The organism is Rathayibacter sp. AY1A7, from assembly GCF_002930845.1.
Classification (GTDB): Bacteria; Actinomycetota; Actinomycetes; order Actinomycetales; family Microbacteriaceae; genus Rathayibacter.
In genome coordinates, this window is the sequence record NZ_PSTL01000014.1 from 63779 (window position 1) to 82484 (window position 18706).

Here is an 18706-nt window from a genome sequence, read left to right on the forward strand (position 1 = left end):
TCGTGGGTGGTGCCGGATGTCGGAGGTGGTGCCGGAGTCGTGGGGGAGGTGGTGGTCGTCGGTCGTGCGCGGATGCCCGGGGGCGCTCAGAAGCGACCGCCGCCTCCACGGCGTCCGCCTCCGCCACTGCTGCGCCCGCCGCCGAAGCCGCCGCCGCCGGAGCGCCGGGACGAGCCGCCGCCGCCGAAGCCGCCGCTGAACCCGCCTCCGCCGAAGCCGCCCGAGCGGTAGCCGCTGCGGCGTCCGCCTCCCAGGAGCGACTCGACCAGGATCCCGCCGAGGAACGCGCCGGTCGTGTCGCCACCGTAGGGGCTGCCGACGGCGTTCGGGGCGGAGTAGGAGCCGGCGTCGGCCCGCGCCCGCTCGAGCGCCTGCTGGGCGAGCTGCGAAGCGCGCTGGGCGGAGGCGAGAGCCTCGCGGGGGTCGGTGGCGGCGATGCGCTCGGCGTACTCGGCCGAGCGGGCGGCCTCGGCGACGCGGGTGCGCGCCTCCGAGCCGACCGCGCCGCGGCGGGCCGCGATGAAGTCCTCGGCGGCCGAGACGCGGCTGCGGGCGGAGGTGAGCTCGGCGCCGAGGGCGGCCCGCTCGCGCTCGCGCTGGGCCTGCGCGTCGCGGAACCCGCCGACGGCGGCGTCGATCGTGGCGTCGGCGGCGGTGAGCGCCTCGAGCAGGGCGAGCGGGTCGTTCGGCCGCACGGAGAGGGCGCGCTCGACGTCGTCGATGGCGGCCTCGGTCGAGGCGACCGCCGCGGCGACGTTCTGCGCCTGGGCCGCGGACTCCGCGTCCTGGGAGGCGGCGAGCGCTCGTCCCTGCGCCACGTCGGCGCGGATCTCGGCGATGCGGCCGGCGAGCGACGCCTCCGCCTTCTGCAGCTCGTCACCGCGCGTGGCCACCGCGTCGACGAGCCCGGAGGCCTGCTCGGCGGCCTGCTGCCCGGCGCGCAGCAGCACGGCGGCGCGGCCGGAGTCGCCGGCCTGCAGCGCCTTCTGGGCGCCGGCGAGCTGGTCGCGGGTGAAGCGGAGTCGGTCCTCGGCCTGGTCGGCGTCGTCGCCCACGTCGTCGATCGCGGTCGGTGCGTAGCGGGAGGCGAGCTCGGCGAGGCGGGCGCGGGCCGACGGGAGGCGGTCGCCGACCTCGGCGGCGCGGGCCGAGAGCGCGGCGGCGACCTGCGGCGCGTTCTTCTCGAGGTCGCGCAGCTCCTCGAACGCACTCGCTCGCTCGTCGAGCGTCTGCTCGGCGTCGGCGCAGAGCTGGAGGATGCGCTGGTAGCCGTCGCGGCGCTCCTGATCGGTCTCCGGCTCGGCGTCGTCGAGACGCTGCTGCAGGCTGAAGGCCTCGCCGAGCAGGCGCTTCGCGGTGACGAGCGCCTCGCGGAACGCGCCGGCCGCGTCGGCGCCGAACTGCGCCTCCGCGAAGCCGACCTCCTGCTCGCTGGTGCGGACGGCGTCGTCGGCGTGGACGAGGGCCGACCCGGCACGGGTGGCGAGCTCGTCGATCGAGGCCTCCACCGCCTCCTGGGCGCGGCGCTTCCGCGCGCGGCGGACGAGCAGCAGCACCACGAGGCCGATGACGACGAGGGCCGCGAGCACGCCGAGCGCGATCAGCAGCCCCGAGCCGAGGGACTCGCCGGCGCTGGGCGCGTCGAGGCGCTGCCCGATCCCGTCGGCGGCGGCCACCGCGGCTCCGGCCCAGTCGCCGTCGGCGAGCCTCGGCTCGATGTCGTCGGACTGGAGCGAGGAGACCTGCGCGTCGTCGAGGGCGAAGCCCTGCGCGACCGACACCTGGTACTGACGGGCGTCGACCGCGACGGCCAGGAGGACGTCGTCGGTGCCCAGTCCGTTGCGGGTCGCGGTCTCGTCCGCCCACGCGGCGCGGTCGGACGGATCCGTGAAGGAGTCGACGAAGGCGACGAACAGCTGCACGCGGTGCTGGTCGTAGAGGGCCCGCGAGGCCTGCTCGATCTCGGCGGTCTCTCCGGAGCTCAGCACCCCGACCGAGTCGAGGACGGTGGAGGAGGAGAAGGAGACGGGCGATTCGGCCGTCGCCGCGGTCGCGGGGACCAGCGCGAGGACCGCGGCGATCAGGAGGGCCGCGAGCGCCGGCAGCAGCCGGGAGCTCACGGTGTGGTGGGGTCTCGCCGGCATCGCGCACACTCCTTCGTCGTCGCCTCCCGAGTGTAGACAGCCCCGGTGTCCGAGCAGGGGTCGGGAGGCGGCAGGCCGTCGACCGCGTGCCCGGGGCGCGGGGGATGGGAGAACGCCGGGAGGAGGAATGACCGTGCTCCGCTCGCGGTTGCTGCCCGGAGTGCGCCGCAGGTGCACGTGCCTCCCCCCTCAGGGCAGCCCCCTGAGACAGCTCCGTAGAAAGGCGATCCCGTGGATCCGTTCTCCCCCCTCACCGCCGGCGACCTCGACCTCCCCAACCGCATCGTCCTGGCACCGATGACGCGACTGCGCTCCGACGAGCAGGGCGTGCCCGGCGCGATCGTCGCCGAGTACTACGCCCAGCGCGCGAGCATGGGCCTGCTGATCAGCGAGGGCGTCTTCCCCAGCGCCGAGTCCAAGGGCTACGCCGGGCAGCCCGGCATCGAGACCGACGCGCAGGCCGCGGGCTGGCGCGCCGTCGCCGACGCCGTGCACGCCGCGGGCGGGCGTATCGTCATGCAGCTGATGAACGCGGGCCGCGTCTCGCACACCGAGATCACCGGCACCGACCGCATCGTCGCCCCGAGCGCCGTCGCCATCGACGGAGAGGTGCACACCCCCTCCGGCAAGAAGCCCTTCCCGGTGCCGCACGCGCTGACCACCGAGGAGCTGGCGACCGTCCGCGACGAGTTCGTCGCCGCCGCCCGCCGCGCGATCGACGCCGGCTTCGACGGAGTCGAGGTGCACGGCGCCAACGGCTACCTGCTGCACGAGTTCCTCTCGCCCGTCTCCAACGTGCGCACCGACCAGTACGGCGGGACCCCGGCCGAGCGCGCCGCGTTCCCGCTCGAGGTCACCCGCGCGATCGTCGACGAGGTCGGAGCGGGCCGCGTCGGCATCCGCCTCTCGCCGGCCCACAACATCCAGGACGTCGTCGAGACCGACGGCGACGACGTGCGCGCCACCTACGAGGCCGTCGTCGACGGGCTCGCCCCGCTCGGCCTGGCCTACCTCAGCGTCCTGCACGCCGAGCCCGCCGGCGAGCTGGTCCAGGACCTCCGCTCGCGCTTCGACGGCGTCTTCATCGCCAACAGCGGCTTCGGCTCGCCGACCAGCCGCGAGGAGGCGACCGAGCTGATCAGCGAGGGCCACGCCGACGCCGTGGCCGTCGGCCGCCCGGCGATCGCCAACCCCGACCTGGTCGAGCGCTGGCAGGGCGGGCACCCCGAGAACGAGGTCGTCCAGGAGACGGTCTACGGCGGAGGAGCCGAGGGCTACACCGACTACGAGCCCCTCTCGGCGTAGTCGCGACTCACGCGGAAGGCCCGCTCCCTCGAGGGGGAGCGGGCCTTCCGCGTACCGGGGGGATCAGCTCTCGCTGCCCCGGCTCTTCAGCTCGGACTCGATGCGGGCGTCCTGCTCGGGCGAGAGCTCGTGGTCCTCGTCCTCCGGGTCGGCCGTCTCGCCGACGCGGCCCTCGCCGAGGGCGTGGATCGAGGTGATCTCGTCCTCGAGCGCGGCGTCGCGGTCGTGCTCGCTCACGAGCCGGTCTCGATCTCCCCGGCGGAGACGGCCTCGGCGTACTTGCGGAGGTCCGGGCCGGGCTCGAAGTCGATGAAGCGGTCCTTGAGGCGCGCGTTCAGCTCCGCGAACACGTCCTCCCAGGGCTCGCCCTTCTTGCTCGTCGCGAGGTCGAGCACCGCCTCGCGGAGGACCCTGGCCGAGTCCTCGAGGATCTTGTCGCGGGCTTCGTCGTTCCAGCGGATGTCCTGTGCGTCCATGCTCCGACCGTAGGCGCGGGGCCGGGGCGCCCCAAGGACTTGCGGGCGGGGGGCGGGAGGCGTAGGAGCCCCCGCCGCTCCGCGCTCAGGAGAGCGCCGGCAGCACCTCGCGCTCGAACAGCTCGATGCCGGACCGGTCGTAGGCGGCGTCCGGGAAGTAGAGGATGCCGTAGTCCATCCCGCGCGACTGCATGCCGGCGAGCCGGTCGACGATCTGCGAGGGAGTGCCGACCGCGAGCGCGTCGGGGCTGCGGTACTCGGCGACGAAGGACGCCGCTCCCTCCGCGCCGAGGTACGGGACCACGCGCTCCTCGAGACGCTGCAGCGCCGCCTCGACCTCCGCCTCCGTCTCGCCGATCACGACGTTGTAGTTCGAGCTCCGGGTGATCGCCGAGAAGTCGGTGCCCAGGCGCTCGCAGTGCCCGCGGAGGACCGAGCTCTTGTGGTCGAACGCCTCCGGGGTCCCGGCGAAGTTCGTGTACTGCGCGTACTGGGCCGCGATCCGCAGCGTGACCTTCTCGCCGCCGCCGGCGACCCACAGCGGGATGCCGCCCTCCTGCAGGGGCAGCGGCCGGTTCTGCGCGCCGTCCACCTGGTAGTAGCGGCCGTCGAGAGTCGCGGACCCGGTCGTCCAGGCCTGCTGCAGGATCTGCACTCCCTCGTCGAGCCGGCCCAGCCGCTCGGCGATCGGCGGGAAGCCGCAGCCGTACGCGCGCCACTCGTGCTCGTACCAGCCGCCGCCGATGCCCATCTCGACCCGCCCGCCCGAGACGATGTCGACGGTCGTCGCGACCTTGGCGAGGTAGGCGGGGTTCCGGTAGCCCATGCAGGTGCACATCTGGCCCAGCCGCACGCGCGACGTGGTGGCGCCGAACGCGCTCATCAGCGACCACGCCTCGTGCGTCGCCTCCTCCGTCACCTGCGGGACGGTGTGGAAGTGGTCGTAGACCCAGATCGACTCCCAGGCGCCGTCGTCGGCGTGCCGGGCGAGGTCGCTCATGGTGCGCCACTGGTCGGCGGCCGGGACGCCGACGAGGTCGTGGCGCCAGCCCTGGGGGATGAAGAGTCCGAATCGCATGCCGCCGACCCTAGGGCGGCCCGGCCACCGAGGTCGAGGGGGTCGCGGTGCTCGCGTACGCTTCCGACCGATGCTGACCTTCACAGAGGATCTCGGACTCCCCGTCCTCGCGCTGATGATCCTCGCCGCCTTCGCGGCCGGCTGGATCGACGCGGTCGTGGGCGGCGGCGGACTCCTCCAGCTCCCCGCCCTGCTCCTCGTGCCGGGGATCTCGCCCGTGCAGGCGCTCGCCACGAACAAGCTGGCCTCGATCTTCGGCACGACCACCAGCGCGATCACCTACTACCGGCGCGCGAAGCCCGATCTGCGCACCGCACTGCCGATGGCGGCGGTCGCCCTCGCGGGCAGCTACGGAGGCGCGACGCTCGCCGGCCTCCTCCCGGCCGCGGTGTTCAAGCCGATCATCGTCGTCGCGCTGATCGTGGTCGCCGTCGTGACGATCGCCCGCCCGGCACTGGGCAGCGTCACGGTGCTCAAGCACGCGGGCCGGCGCCACCTCGTCACCGCGGCCGTGCTGGGACTCCTGATCGGCTTCTACGACGGCCTGATCGGACCGGGCACCGGCACCTTCCTGATCATCGCCCTGATCACCGCGCTGGGCTACGACTTCCTGCTCGCCAGCGCCAAGGCGAAGATCGTCAACGTCGCGACCAACCTCGGCGCCCTGCTCTACTTCGTGCCGGGCGGGCACGTGATCTGGCTGCTGGGCCTCCTGATGGGCGCCGCCAACGTGGCGGGCGCGTACCTCGGCTCGCGGATGGCCGTCGCTCGTGGCAGCCGCTTCATCCGGGTCGCGTTCCTCGTCGTGGTCGGCGCCCTCATCCTCAAGGTCGGCTCCGACGTCTGGACCGAGAACCTGGCGCCGCTGCTGCGCTAGCGCGGGCTGCGGGACCGAGCCGCGGAACGAGGACGGGACCCCCGCCGCAGCAGAAGGTCCCGTCCTCGTTCCGATCGCTCGGCGCTCCGCTCCGCCGACCTCAGCCGAAGGGGATCGAGCCGACCAGCACGCCGACGGCGAGCATGACCAGCGAGACGACGACCGCTCGCCACAGCACCTTGCGGTGGTGGTCGCCGAGGTTCACCGCGGCGAGGGAGACGAGCAGGAGGATCGCCGGGACCAGCGGGCTCTGGAGGTGCACCGGCTGCCCGGTGATGGAGGCGCGCGCCATCTCGACCGGCGAGATGCCGTAGTTCGCCGCGCTCTCGGAGAGCACGGGGAGGATGCCGTAGTAGAACGCGTCGTTCGACATGAAGAAGGTCATCGGGATGCTGAGCACGCCGGTGATCACGGCGAGGAACGGTCCGAGCGCCGGCGGGATCACCGCGACGACCCACTCCGCCATGGCGTCGACCATGCCGGTGCCGTTGAGGACGCCGATCAGCACGCCGGCCGCCAGCACCATCGACACGACGCCCACGATGCTCGGCGCGTGCTTGACGATCTCGGCCGCCTGGTCCTTCATCTTCGGGAAGTTGATCAGGAGGGCGACCGCGGAGCCGACCATGAACACGTAGGGCAGCGGCAGGATGTCGGCGACCAGCAGCGTCATCACCGCGAGGGTCAGGACCAGGTTCACCCAGATCAGCTTCGGGCGCAGCGTCTCGCGCTCGGGGTCGAGCATCGTGTCGGCCATCGCGGTGTCGGCGTCGTCGGCCTGCACGCGGGCGGCGACCGCCACCTGGGCTCCGCGCAGGGCCTGAGGGCCGCGGAGGAAGGAGAAGCGCTCCCGGGCGACGGTGCGGATGCCCCCGGTCAGCGCCGCGAGGCCGCCGGTGCGGGCGCCGCCCGAGCGGGAGGAGGAGCCGCGGCCGGCGCCGACGAGCTCCTGCTCGAGCATCGGCTCGGCCAGCGCGAGCGAGCCGAGGCGGCGGCGCTCGCCGAGCCCGAGGAACCAGGCGAAGACGAGCGTGACGACCAGGCCCACCGCGAGCGAGGGGAGCATCGGCACGAAGATCTCGCTCGGCGAGACCTGGAGGGCCGCGGCGGCGCGCACCGTCGGTCCGCCCCAGGGGACGATGTTGAGCGTGCCGTTGGCCAGGCCCGCGACGCAGGTCAGCACGACCGGGTTCATCCCCAGGCGCAGGTAGATCGGGAGCATCGCGGCGGTGGTGACGATGAAGGTGGTCGAGCCGTCGCCGTCGAGCGAGACCGCGCCGGCGAGCAGCGCCGTGCCGAGCACGACCTTCGCCGGGTCGTCGCCGAGCGCGCGGACGATGAAGCGGATCAGCGGGTCGAAGAGCCCGACGTCGATCATGATCCCGAAGTACATGATCGCGAACATCAGCAGCGCGGCCGTGGGCGCGAGGCTGCCGATCGCCTCGAGGACCATGTCGCCGATGCCGAGGCCGGCGCCCGCGAAGAGGCCGAAGATCGTCGGCACGACGATCAGGGCGACCATCGGCGTCAGCCGCTTGGTCATGATCAGGGCCATGAAGGCCAGGATCATGGTGAAACCGAGTACTACCAACACAGCTGACTCCTTCGTCCAGTGCCTCCGCCCGCGCTCGGCGGGAGAGCCTGCCGGGAGATGCTGGAAACCCTAGGCAGCTCCGCGTCCGGCGCCGGGGTATCGCTCATTACGGCGACATCTGCGCATAGTGTGGCTTCTGCGCATTCTGCGCACGACGACGGCGAGGAGGCCCCGATGCGCTTCGCGACCCATGTCCTGGTCCTGCAGCTCGCCACGGTGTCGGCCGCCGTGCTGGTCTGCGCCGGCCTCGTCACCGCGCTCAGCGTCCAGCAGCTGCGCGGCGAGGCGGAGGGGACGGCGCTCGCCATCGCCCGCACCGTCGCCGAGGACCCCGACGTGCAGGACGCGGTCGCCGCGTCCTCCGCGGTGCCCGGCGCGCCCGCCGCCTCGGAGCTGCGCGGCGGACCGCTCGAGGACGTCGCTGCCGCCGTCGAGCAGCGCACCGGCGCGCTCTTCGTCGTGATCACCGACGACCAGGGCATCCGCCTCGCGCACCCCGACGAGGACCGCCTCGGCGAGCGGGTCTCGACGAGCCCCGACGAGGCGCTCGCCGGGCGCGAGAGCGTCTCGTGGGGCACCGGCACGCTGGGCGAGTCGGCACGGGCCAAGGTCCCGGTCTTCGCCGCGGGGGAGCAGCGGGTCGTCGGCGAGGTCAGCATCGGCTTCGCGCGCTCCAGCGTCTTCACCGACCTGCCGACCGCGCTGCTCGGCGTCCTCGCCGCGGCGCTCGCCGGGCTGGTGCTCGCCGCCGTCGCCTCCGTCTTCATCCGCCGCCGCCTGCTGCGCCTGACGCTCGGCCTCGCTCCGGAGGAGCTCACCTCGCTCGTGCAGGACCAGGCCGCCGTGCTCGACGGGGTCGACGAGGGCGTGCTCGCGCTCGACCGCGACGGGCGCGTCGGCGTCTGCAATGCGCGGGCCGCCGCGATCCTCGGCTCCGACGACCCGACCGGGCGGGCGCTGCACGGGCGGCCGCTCGCGGAGCTCGACCTCCCCGTACCGCTGGCCGACGCGATCGGCGCCGCGCTGCACTCCGTCGAACCGCCCCGCCCCGGAGGCGAGGAGGGCTTCGTCGTCCGTTCCCGCATCGTCTACGTCGACATCCGCCGGGTGACCCGCGGCGACCGCGACCTGGGCGTGGTGGTGGTGCTGCGCGACCGCACCGACCTCGCCGCGCTGAGCCGGCGCCTCGACGCGGTCGGCGCGATGACCAACGCGCTCCGGGTGCAGCGGCACGAGTTCGCCAACCGCCTGCACGTGGTCGCGGGTCTGCTGGATGCGGGGCGGACCGCGTCGGCGCGCGACTACCTCGACGAGGTGCTGACCCGCGGCCCGCTCAAGTACCCGGTGCAGCACGCCGACCGGCTGCAGGAGCCGTACCTCCAGGCGCTCGTCGGGGCGAAGGGGATCGAGGCGGCCGAGCGCGGCGTGCTGCTGACGCTCGGCGAGGAGACGCTGGTGCGCGGCACCGTCGTCGAGCCGGAGGACGTCGCGACGGTGGTCGGGAACCTGGTGGACAACGCGGTGCGCGCGGCGGTCGAGGGGCGGCGGGACGTGCGCTTCGTCGAGGTCGAGCTGCTCGACGACGGCGACGCGCTCTTCGTGACGGTCGCCGACTCCGGCGACGGAGTGCTCGATCCGGACTCGCTGTTCGACCGGGCCGGCGCGGGCGACCCCGTCGAGGACGACGGTCGCGTGCACGGTCGGGGCTTCGGCCTGCCGCTGTGCCGTGAGGTGGCCGCCCGCCGCGGCGGCGAGGTCTGGCTGGCGGACGCCGGCGGAGCGGAGTCGGGGGCCGTGCTGTGCGCGCGCCTCCCCGGAGCGGTGCTGCCGCCGGAGCAGGACGGGGACGGGTCATGAGCGCGGACACGGCGCGGGAGCGCACGGTGCTGGTGGTGGACGACGACTTCCGGGTCGCGCAGCTGCACGCGGACCTGGTCGAGGCGCGGCAGGGGCTGACGGCCCTTCCTCCGGTGCACACGGCGCGCGCGGCGCGGGCGGCCGTCGCCGAGCACGCGCCCGATCTGCTGCTGCTCGACGTGCACCTGCCGGATCAGAGCGGGATCGCGCTGCTCCGCGAGCTCGACACCGACGCGTTCGTCGTGAGCGCCGCCTCCGACGGGGCGACGGTGCGGCGCGCCCTGCACGCGGGAGCGCTCGGGTACCTCATCAAGCCGTTCGAGGCGCGCCTGCTCGGCGAGCGCCTCGACGCGTACGTGCGGTTCCGGAACGTGCTGCGGGAGGACCGCGCGGCCGATCAGGAGGCGGTGGAGCGGGCGCTGCGCATCCTGCACTCGGGCGACGCGACCGCCGCGCAGCCCTCGCGCTCGGCCACCGAGCAGCTGGTCCTGGCGCGCCTGGCCGAGTCGGGCGCCGAGCTGTCGGCCCTCGAGGTGGCCGAGCGCGCCGGTATCTCGCGTGCCACCGCCCAGCGCTACCTCTCGGGTCTCGCGGGCCGCGGCCTCGTCGAGATGACCCTCAGCTACGGCACCACCGGCCGCCCGGAGCACCGCTACCGCGCCCGCTGACCCTCCGCGAGCGGAGTCCGCGCTCGAACCGGCGGGACGTTCTCGGCGGTCAAGACCCGCTCTCGGGGACCTGAGCGCCTAGGGGAGCTGACTGCGGAGCACCGGCGTGCGGTGCTCGGTCGAGCCGAACGGGGGATCCGCGTGTCAGCGGATCCTCCTAGGCGGTCGGGACCCGCTCTCGGGAACCCGACCGCCCGTGGGAGCCGACTGCGGTGCGCCGCCCTGCGGCGCACGAGACGGCCCGTCGAACGAGCGATCCGCGTGTCAGCGGATCGTTCTAGGCGGTCGGGACCCGCTCTCGGGAAACCGACCGCCTAGGAGAGCCGACTGCGGTGCGCCGCTTCGCGGCGCACGAGACGACTCAGTGCGTCGCGTCGACGTCCGCGCCCGCGGCCACGCGGCGGCGCTCGGCGGCCTCGGCGGCCATGCGGCGGCCCTTGGGGCTGACGAGGGAGGCGATCACCGTGATCACGAGGACGCCGATGATGACCGAGAGCGACAGTCCGGTGCCGATCTCGAAGACCTCCACGTGCTCGCCGTTGTTGATGAACGGCAGGTTGTTCTCGTGGAGCGCGTGCAGGATCAGCTTCACGCCGATGAAGGCGAGGATCGCGGCGAGGCCGATGCTGAGGTAGACGAGGCGGTCGAGCAGGCCGTCGATGAGGAAGTACAGCTGGCGCAGGCCCAGCAGCGAGAACGCGGTCGCCGTGAAGACGAGGTACACGTCGCTGGTGAGGCCGAAGATCGCCGGCACGCTGTCGAGGGCGAACAGGATGTCCGTTCCGCCGATCGCCGCCATGACGAGGATCATCGGCGTGAGGACCTTCTTGCCGTCGATGTGCGTGTAGAACTTGTCGCCGTCGTACTGGTCGCTCGTCTTGAAGATCCGCTTGGCCAGGCGCACCATCACGTTGTCGCTGGAGTGGTCGTCTCCCGGCTTGACCAGGTTGAACGCGGTCAGCAGCAGGATCAGGCCGAAGATGTAGAAGACCCAGGCGAACGAGTTGATCAGTGCGGCGCCGAGGAAGATGAAGCCGGTGCGGGCGATCAGTGCGAAGACGATTCCGAAGAGGAGCACCTTCTGCTGGTCGGCGCGGGGCACCTTGAAGCTCGCCATGATGATGAGGAAGACGAACAGGTTGTCGACCGAGAGGGCCTTCTCGGTGATGTACCCCGCGAAGTACTCCGATCCGGGCGTCGCTCCGCCGAAGACGAGGACGCCGAGCCCGAAGAGCACGGCGATGCCGACGTAGAGCGCCGACCAGATCGACGACTCCTTCAGCGTGGGCTCGTGGGCCTTCCGGACGTGGAAGAAGAAGTCGAAGAGCAGGAGCAGGACGATGAAGGCGATCGTCAGGGTCCAGATCAGGGGCGATACGGTCATGAAGGGGCTGGCCTCGCTCGTGAAGGGGGGTCGGGGGACGGTCGCGGGGGTCGCTCGTCAAGGGAAAAGGTAGCGAGGCACCGTGGCGAGCAGGGCGCCCGCCGCTGGATCGTGAGTATCTTCTCAGTTCTCAGCGCGTCCCTCGCGCCCAGCGGCCGGAGCGCCACACTGGTCACCATGACCGGCGCCGCTGTCGACAGGACCTTCCAGGACGCCTCCGGCGTCGTCATCCACTACCGCTGGTGGCCGCACCCCTCGCCCCGCGCGATCGTGCAGCTGGCCCACGGGGTCGGCGAGCACTCGGGGCGCTACGTCGAGCTGGCGGAGGCGCTGGTCGCCGCCGGGTACGCGGTCGCGGCGGACGACCACCGCGGGCACGGCCGGACCGGCCTCGAGCAGCACGGCGGCGACTCCTCCCGGCTCGGACTGCTGGGGCCGGGCGGCCTGCGCGCGACCGAGGCGGCGATCCTCCGGCTGACGGAGCTGCTCGCGGAGGAGAGCCCCGGCGTGCCGATCGTGCTGCTCGGCCACTCCTGGGGGTCGCTCATGGCGCAGCGGATCGTCGACCACCACTCCGGCGCCTATGCCGCGCTCGTGCTGAGCGGCACGGCCTACCGCCTCCCCGGGCACATGAACGCGGGCGACCTGGCGAAGCGGCACCGCGTCGCCGGCGGCCTCGGCCTCGAGTGGCTCTCCCGCGACCCGGAGGTCTGGCAGCGGTTCCACGACGACCCCCTCACCTTCACCACGCCGCTCGCGAAGCGGATCGGGCTGGTCGAGACCCTGCGGCTGGTCGGCCGCCCGAAGCGCGGGCCCGAGCATCCGCTGCCCCTGCTGCTGGTCGTGGGCGCCGACGACACCCTCGGCGGCGAGCGGTCGGTGCGCGCGCTCGCCCAGGCCTACCGGCGGCGGGCCGGGTACACGGACGTCTCGGTGCGGGTGTACCCGGAGGCGCGGCACGAGCTGTTCCAGGAGCTCAACCGGGCCGAGGTCACGGCCGATCTCGTGGAGTGGCTGGGCGAGCGCTTCCCCGCCCCGGCTCGCGCCTAGGCTGGCGTCATGCATGGCGAGTACAAGGTCCCCGGCGGAAAGCTCGTGGTCGTCGACCTCGACGTGGTCGACGGGAGGTTCGCCGGGTTCCGCCTGGCGGGCGACTTCTTCCTCGAGCCCGACACGGCCCTCGACGACATCGATCGCGCGGTCGTGGGCCTCCCGGCCGAGACGGACGCGAAGTCCATCGCCGCCGCCATCCGGCAGGCGCTCCCGGCCGACGCGGTCCTGCTCGGCTTCACGCCCGAGGCCGTCGCGGTCGCGATCCGCCGCTCGCTGCAGAAGGCGACCAGCTGGCGCGACTACGACTGGCGCATCGTGCACGACCGGGCCGTCCCTCCCGCGACCCACCTGGCGCTCGACGAGGTGCTGACCGCCGCGGTCGGCGAGGGCCGCCGGGAGCCGACGCTGCGGATCTGGGAGTGGGACCAGCCCGCCGTCGTCATCGGCAGCTTCCAGTCGCTCCGCAACGAGGTCGACCTCGACAACGCGGCGAAGTACGGCGTCGACGTGGTCCGCCGCATCTCGGGCGGCGGCGCGATGTTCATGGAGGCGGGCAGCGTCGTCACGTACTCGCTCTACGTCCCCGGCGACCTCGTCCAGGGGCTGACCTTCGCCGACTCCTACGCCTTCCTCGACGAGTGGGCCGTCAGCGCGCTGCAGTCGCTCGGGATCGACGCGGTCTACCAGCCGCTCAACGACATCACCTCGCCCTCGGGCAAGATCGGCGGTGCCGCGCAGAAGCGCCTGGGCTCCGGCGCCGTCCTCCACCACGTGACCATGAGCTACGACATCGACGCCGAGAAGATGGTGCAGGTGCTGCGGATCGGCCGCGAGAAGCTCTCGGACAAGGGCATCGCCTCCGCCGTGAAGCGCGTCGACCCGCTGCGCAGCCAGACCGGGCTCAGCCGCGCCGAGATCATCGAGCGCATGAAGGCGACCTTCGTGCAGCTGCACGGCGGCGAGGCGGGGACGCTGACCGAGGAGGAGTACGCGGCGGCGGAGGAGCTGGTGCGGACGAAGTACTCGACTCCGGAGTGGCTGCGGCGCGTCCCCTGACCGGCGGGCCCGGGGCGGCGGTCGTCGGCGTGTGGCCCCGGAGCGGAACGCGGCGGACCGGTCCGGCGGGCGCCCCTCAGCTCGCGAGGAGCTCCTGGTAGTCCGGGTGCTCGGCGATGAACTCGGCGACGAACGGGCAGGCCGGGACGATGCGCCCGCCGAAGCGCTCGTGCGCGTCGTCGAGGGCCGCCTCGACGAGGGTCTCGCCGAGGCCCTCGTGGCGGTGCTCGGGCGCGATCTCGGTGTGGAGGAAGACCACGTCGCGGCCGCGGACGGCGTAGTCCGCGACTCCGACGGTCTCGCCGTCGAGCCAGAGCGTGTAGCGGGACGAGTCCTCGTCGTGGCGCACCTCGGAGATCATCGCGCCACTCTACGCCGGAGCCTCCCGGCACCCGTCGAGCGCGGGCGCGAGGCGCGGAGCGTGTCGCCGGGCTCGCGCGCACTGGCACAATTGCCGGGTGCCCAGGACGATCCAGATCGCGGACGGCGTCCCGGAGTCGCGGAGCGCGGTGTTCCACGCCGACAATCTCGAGGTCCTGCCGCAGCTGGCCGACGGGGCCTTCACCGTCGTCTACCTCGACCCGCCGTTCAACACGGGCCGGGCGCAGGTGCGGACCTCGACCACCTCGGTGCGCTCCACCACCGGCACGATCGCCGGCTTCAAGGGGCGCAGCTACGAGCGGATCCGCGGCGACCTGCTCCGCTACGACGACCGCTTCGACGACTACTGGTCGTTCCTCGAGCCGCGGCTGGCCGAGGCGTGGCGGCTGCTCGCCGACGACGGCACCCTCTACCTCCACCTCGACTACCGCGAGGCGCACTACGCGAAGGTGCTGCTCGACGCGCTCTTCGGCCGCGAGTGCTTCCTCAACGAGATCATCTGGGCGTACGACTACGGAGCGAAGGCCACGCGCCGCTGGCCGACCAAGCACGACACGATCCTCGTCTACGTGAAGGACCCGCGCGGCTACCACTTCGACTCCGCCGCCGTGGATCGCGAGCCGTACATGGCCCCGGGCCTGGTGACCCCCGAGAAGGCCGAGCGCGGCAAGCGGCCGACCGACGTGTGGTGGCACACGATCGTCTCGCCGACAGGCCGCGAGAAGACCGGGTACCCGACGCAGAAGCCGGAGGGGATCCTCCGCCGCATCGTCCAGGCGTCCAGCCGCGAGGGCGACGCCGTCCTCGACTTCTTCGCCGGCTCCGGCACGACCGGCGCCGTCGCGCACGCTCTCGGCCGCCGCTTCGTCCTCGTCGACGAGCACGCCGACGCGGTCGCCGTCATGCGCCGCCGCTTCGCCGCCCTCGACCCGGCGCCGCTCTTCCTCTGACGCGCGCGCTCGCGACTCCTCAGACGTCGCCGTCCTCGCTCCCCACCCCCGCGACTCCTGCGTACCGGCCGGCTCCCACTGTCCAGGAGTCGTCGCAGTCGAGTTCGGTCGCTCCCACTGTCCAGAAGGTGTCGCACTCGACATCGATCGCTCCGACTGTCCAGGAGTTGTCGCACTCGACGCCGACTGCGACAACTCCTGGACAGTCGTGGTGGGAGGCACGCCTCCCCAGATACGGGATCAGGGGTTCGTCCACAGAATGCGGATCGCGGGAGTCGGACGAGGATCACGGACCGCCAGAATCGCGGCATGTCCAGGACCGACCTCGGAGCCTTCACCCGGCGAGCGGCACTCCGCGCCGGGATGACGGACGCCCGGCTGCGCACTCCCGCCCTGGCCAGCCCCTTCCACGGAGTGCGCACCCGGGTGGCGCCCGTCACGCACCTGGAACGAGCCGCCGCCTACCTGCCGCGGCTGCAGCCCTGGCAGCTCTTCTCCCACCTGACCGCGGCCGAAGCCTGGGGAGTGCCGCTCCCGGCGCGACCCGGCGAGGACGATCCGATCCACGTGGCGGCGACGACGCCGCACCGGCCCCCCGGGACCCGGGGTGTGATCGGCCACACCCTCACGGAGACGGACAGGGTCGAGCGGCACGGCCTGCCGGTGACAGGAGCGGTGTCGACGTGGATCGCGCTCGCGCCACTGCTGTCCGCCCGCGATCTCCTCGCGGCGACGGACCACCTCCTGTTCGAGCCGCGCTACCCGCGCCGGGACGATCCGCGTCCCCATGTCCGGCTTCACGAGCTGCAGGACCGCCTGGCCTCCCATCGGGGCCGGGGCCGACGCGGCCTGGCTGAGGCTCTGCGGCTGGCATCGACCGGAGCCGCCTCGCGGAGGGAGACCTGGCTCCGCGCTCTCGTCGAGGAGGCGGGACTGCCCGCGCCCGACGTGAACGCCGAGATCAGGATCGGCGGCCGACTGCTCGCGGTCGGTGATCTGGTCTTCGAACGGTGGAAGGTGGTGGCGGAGTACGACGGCGGCCAGCACCGGACGGACGACGCGCAGTTCTCACGCGATCGTGAACGGCTCCTGGCCCTGCACCTCGCGGGCTGGATCGTCGTGGTCGTCCGCGCGGAGGGTCTGACCCGGGGCAGGGCGCGCACGATCGCCGAGCTCCGTGCCGCTCTCGTGGCCCACGGCTGGCGACCGTGATGCACCCCGTCGACGGATCGACCCGCTCGTCCATCCCCGCCCCGCCGCCCGCGTCCGCCTCACCGTCCGGATCCGTTCGCCCGTCCGCATCCGATCGAGCACGCGGAGTTCTCCGACTGTCCAGGAGTCGTCGCACTCGGCGTCGACTGCGACGACTACTGCGTACTCGCGGGCCGGGGTCAGCTGCTGGCGCGGACGACCAGCGACGTCGGCATCAGCGTGCGGTGCTCCACGGGGAGCCCCTCGATGCGGGCGGTCAGCAGCTCCACCATGCGGGCGCCGAGCTCGTCGGGGAGCTGGCGCACCGTGGTCAGCGCGGGGACGGCGTTCCGCGCGAAGAGATCGTCGTCGAAGCCCACGACGGACACGTCCTCGGGGATCCTGCGGCCGGCCTCGCGAAGGGCGGCGTAGGCGCCGACCGCCATCTGGTCGTTCGCGGCGAAGACGCCGTCCAGGTCGGGGTCGCGGGCGAGGAGGCGGCGCATCGCCTCGGTGCCGCTGGCCGGCGAGAAGTCCCCCCACTCGACGAGGTCGTCGGCGAGGCCGGCGTCGGTGAGGGCGCCGCGCCAGCCGATCAGGCGGTCGACGCCCGGCGGCATGTCGGCGGGGCCCGCGATGGTGGCGATCCGGCGCCGGCCGCGCTCGATCAGGTGCGCGGTGGCGACGGCCGCCCCTTCCGTGTTGTCCACGTCGACGAAGTAGGAGCCGCGCTCGTCGGGCGAGAGCGGTCGGCCGCCGAAGACGATCGGCAGCGTGCCCGAGAGCGCCGCGTAGGAGTGGTCGCCCGAGTGGTGCGAGACCACGAGCGCGCCGTCGACGTTGCCGCCGAGCAGGTACCGCCGCGTCTTCTCGCCGTCCGTCTCGGACGCGATCAGCATCGAGAGCGTGTAGTCCGTGTCGGCCAGGCGCATCGCGGCGCCCTGCACGATCGAGGCGAAGAACGGGTCCGCGAAGACGCGCGCGGTCGACTCCGGCACGATCAGCGCGATCGACTGCGTGCGCCGCGAGGCGAGCATCCGCGCCGCGTGATTGGGTACGTAGTCGAGCTCGCCGATCGCCTTCTCGACGGCGGCCACGATCTCGGCCGCCACCTGCGGGGCGCCGTTGACCACCCGCGAGACCGTCGCGCGCGAGACTCCGGCCCGCGCCGCGACCATCTCGAGGGTGGGGGAGCGGCCCCCGCCGCGGACACCCGTCGGCTCGCTCACGGGTCAGTCCAGGATCGCCGCGGCGCTGCCGCCGAGCAGTCGGGAGTAGACCAGGCCCGAGTCCTTCACGATCCGCTCCTGCGTGCCGTAGTCGACGCGCACGACGCCGAAGCGCTTCTCGTAGCCCCAGGCCCACTCGTAGTTGTCGAGGAGGGACCACACGAAGTAGCCGCGGACGTCGGCGCCCTGGTCGATCGCGTCGGCGACCTTCTCGACGTGGTCGAGCACGTACTGCGTGCGATCCGGGTCGTGCACGCGGCCGTCCTCGACGACGTCGTCGTAGGCGGCGCCGTTCTCGGTCACGTAGAGCGGAGGGAGGTTCTCGTACTCCAGGCCCAGGCGGGTCAGCAGGTAGCGCAGCCCGTCGGGGTTCACCTCCCAGTCCATCGCGGTGCGCGGCAGCCCGCGCGACGGGAAGGTGATGAACTCGGAGCCGACCCAGGGGGAGCCGACCTCGCGGTCGGTCGCCTGGGCGAAGTCGTCGGCTCCGGCCGGCAGCGGATGCGCCGAGACGTTGTCGTCGTGGTAGTGGTTCACGCCGAGGAAGTCGAGCGGGAGCGAGATGAGATCGAGGTCGCCGTCGACGATCAGCTCGTCGAGTCCGAGCCCGGCGACGTCCTCGAGCAGGTCCTCGGGGTACTCGCCGCGCAGCAGCGGGTCGAGGAAGATCCGGTTCTGGAGGGCGTCGAAGCGGCGTGCGGCGTCGAGGTCGGCCTCGTCCTCGGGGTCGTCGGGGACGGCGTTCGAGAGGTTGAGCGTGATGCCCAGGTTCTGCGCTCCGAGCTGCCGGAGCGTCGAGACGGCCAGCCCGTGGGCGAGGTGCGTGTGGTGCACGGCGGCGAGGGCCTTCTGCTGCGAGATCACGCCGGGGGCGTGCACGCCCGCCCCGTAGGAGAGCAGGGTCGAGCAGAACGGCTCGTTGAACGTCGTCCAGTGCTGCACCCGGTCGCCGAGGCTCTCGTAGACGGCCTCGGCGTAGTCCCGGAATCGCTCGGCGGTGTCGCGGTTCGCCCAGCCGCCGGTCTCCTCGACGGCCTGCGGGAGGTCCCAGTGGTAGAGGGTGAGCCACGGCAGCACGCCGGCGCCGAGCAGCTCGTCGACCAGGCGGGAGTAGAAGTCGAGGCCCTCGGGGTTCACGGAGCGGTCGCCCGGCTTGACGCGCGCCCAGCTGACCGAGAAGCGGTAGGAGCCGAGCCCCAGCTCCTTCATCAGCCGCACGTCCGCGGGCATCCGGTGGTAGTGGTCCACCGCGACCTCGGGGGTGTCGCCCTTCGCGACCGCTCCGGGGACGCGGGAGAAGGCGTCCCAGATGCTGTCCTCCTTGCCGCCCTCGTGGCCGGCGCCCTCGATCTGGGCGGCGGCGGTCGCGGATCCCCAGAGGAAGCCGGCGGGCCAGTCGCGGACGGCGAGCCGGTCGGCGCGGGCGATCTGCTCCGAGAGGCTCGGGGTCGCGGGGGAGGGGG

18 protein-coding genes are annotated in these 18706 nt (G+C 73.0%); 8 read left to right on the top strand and 10 right to left on the bottom strand.

Features of this window, described 5'->3' with window-relative positions:
- Positions 1-86: 86 nt before the first annotated feature.
- Positions 87-2144, bottom strand: coding sequence for a TPM domain-containing protein (locus C5B95_RS11785; protein WP_104267126.1), 2058 nt, complete (start codon positions 2142-2144; stop codon positions 87-89).
- Between the two features lie 231 nt (positions 2145-2375).
- On the opposite strand from C5B95_RS11785, the gene C5B95_RS11790 reads away from it, so the two are divergent.
- Positions 2376-3449, top strand: coding sequence for an alkene reductase (locus tag C5B95_RS11790; RefSeq protein ID WP_104223860.1), 1074 nt, complete (start codon positions 2376-2378; stop codon positions 3447-3449).
- A gap of 63 nt (positions 3450-3512) precedes the next feature.
- Here C5B95_RS11790 and C5B95_RS17520 read toward each other — a convergent pair whose 3' ends face one another.
- From C5B95_RS17520 to C5B95_RS11800, 3 genes are all read right to left on the bottom strand, one after another.
- Positions 3513-3686 (bottom strand): hypothetical protein, encoded by a 174-nt coding sequence (locus tag C5B95_RS17520; RefSeq protein WP_181068063.1) that lies wholly within the window; start codon positions 3684-3686, stop codon positions 3513-3515.
- Positions 3683-3925, bottom strand: a complete 243-nt coding sequence (locus tag C5B95_RS11795; RefSeq protein WP_104349246.1) for a hypothetical protein — start codon at positions 3923-3925, stop codon at positions 3683-3685. The genes C5B95_RS17520 and C5B95_RS11795 overlap by 4 nt, the downstream gene beginning before the upstream one ends.
- A gap of 85 nt (positions 3926-4010) precedes the next feature.
- Positions 4011-5003 carry an LLM class F420-dependent oxidoreductase gene (locus C5B95_RS11800; RefSeq protein ID WP_104349247.1) on the bottom strand — a complete coding sequence of 331 codons (993 nt, stop codon included), beginning with the start codon at positions 5001-5003 and terminating at the stop codon, positions 4011-4013.
- A gap of 70 nt (positions 5004-5073) precedes the next feature.
- Between C5B95_RS11800 and C5B95_RS11805 the strand changes: the two genes are divergently transcribed.
- Positions 5074-5880, top strand: coding sequence for a TSUP family transporter (locus C5B95_RS11805; RefSeq protein ID WP_104223862.1), 807 nt, complete (start codon positions 5074-5076; stop codon positions 5878-5880).
- Between the two features lie 100 nt (positions 5881-5980).
- Here C5B95_RS11805 and C5B95_RS11810 read toward each other — a convergent pair whose 3' ends face one another.
- Positions 5981-7450 carry a CitMHS family transporter gene (locus C5B95_RS11810; protein WP_104308424.1) on the bottom strand — a complete coding sequence of 490 codons (1470 nt, stop codon included), beginning with the start codon at positions 7448-7450 and terminating at the stop codon, positions 5981-5983.
- 198 nt (positions 7451-7648) lie between these two features.
- On the opposite strand from C5B95_RS11810, the gene C5B95_RS11815 reads away from it, so the two are divergent.
- A complete protein-coding gene (locus C5B95_RS11815; RefSeq protein WP_104223864.1) occupies positions 7649-9331 on the top strand; it encodes a sensor histidine kinase in 1683 nt (560 codons plus the stop codon).
- Positions 9328-9999 (top strand): response regulator, encoded by a 672-nt coding sequence (locus C5B95_RS11820; RefSeq protein ID WP_104223865.1) that lies wholly within the window; start codon positions 9328-9330, stop codon positions 9997-9999. The genes C5B95_RS11815 and C5B95_RS11820 overlap by 4 nt, the downstream gene beginning before the upstream one ends.
- Before the next feature lie 361 nt (positions 10000-10360).
- Here the strand turns inward: C5B95_RS11820 and C5B95_RS11825 are convergent, their stop codons facing one another.
- The gene (locus C5B95_RS11825) at positions 10361-11383 is read right to left on the bottom strand and encodes a TerC family protein (protein WP_104233158.1); all 1023 of its coding nucleotides are present in this window, start codon (positions 11381-11383) and stop codon (positions 10361-10363) included.
- A 177-nt stretch (positions 11384-11560) separates the two neighbouring features.
- Between C5B95_RS11825 and C5B95_RS11830 the strand changes: the two genes are divergently transcribed.
- A complete protein-coding gene (locus C5B95_RS11830) occupies positions 11561-12433 on the top strand; it encodes an alpha/beta fold hydrolase (RefSeq protein WP_104233159.1) in 873 nt (290 codons plus the stop codon).
- A 9-nt stretch (positions 12434-12442) separates the two neighbouring features.
- Complete coding sequence (locus C5B95_RS11835; protein ID WP_104225162.1) at positions 12443-13492, top strand: biotin/lipoate A/B protein ligase family protein; 1050 nt, start codon at positions 12443-12445, stop codon at positions 13490-13492.
- Positions 13493-13568: 76 nt separating this feature from the next.
- On the opposite strand, the gene C5B95_RS11840 is transcribed toward C5B95_RS11835, so the two are convergent.
- Entirely contained in the window at positions 13569-13853 is a 285-nt protein-coding gene (locus C5B95_RS11840) for a GNAT family N-acetyltransferase (protein WP_104233160.1), read from the bottom strand.
- A 97-nt stretch (positions 13854-13950) separates the two neighbouring features.
- Between C5B95_RS11840 and C5B95_RS11845 the strand changes: the two genes are divergently transcribed.
- Positions 13951-14823, top strand: a complete 873-nt coding sequence (locus C5B95_RS11845; protein ID WP_104225160.1) for a site-specific DNA-methyltransferase — start codon at positions 13951-13953, stop codon at positions 14821-14823.
- 19 nt (positions 14824-14842) lie between these two features.
- Here C5B95_RS11845 and C5B95_RS17200 read toward each other — a convergent pair whose 3' ends face one another.
- Positions 14843-15079: a hypothetical protein gene (locus tag C5B95_RS17200; RefSeq protein WP_146076577.1), complete on the bottom strand. Its 237-nt coding sequence runs from the start codon at positions 15077-15079 to the stop codon at positions 14843-14845.
- Positions 15080-15132: 53 nt separating this feature from the next.
- Between C5B95_RS17200 and C5B95_RS11850 the strand changes: the two genes are divergently transcribed.
- Positions 15133-16035, top strand: a complete 903-nt coding sequence (locus C5B95_RS11850; RefSeq protein ID WP_104349248.1) for a hypothetical protein — start codon at positions 15133-15135, stop codon at positions 16033-16035.
- A gap of 179 nt (positions 16036-16214) precedes the next feature.
- Here the strand turns inward: C5B95_RS11850 and C5B95_RS11855 are convergent, their stop codons facing one another.
- Both C5B95_RS11855 and C5B95_RS11860 read right to left on the bottom strand, forming a co-directional pair.
- Entirely contained in the window at positions 16215-17192 is a 978-nt protein-coding gene (locus tag C5B95_RS11855; protein WP_104225165.1) for a LacI family DNA-binding transcriptional regulator, read from the bottom strand.
- 54 nt (positions 17193-17246) lie between these two features.
- The gene (locus C5B95_RS11860) at positions 17247-18671 is read right to left on the bottom strand and encodes a GH1 family beta-glucosidase (RefSeq protein ID WP_104349251.1); all 1425 of its coding nucleotides are present in this window, start codon (positions 18669-18671) and stop codon (positions 17247-17249) included.
- Between the last annotated feature and the right edge of the window lie 35 nt (positions 18672-18706).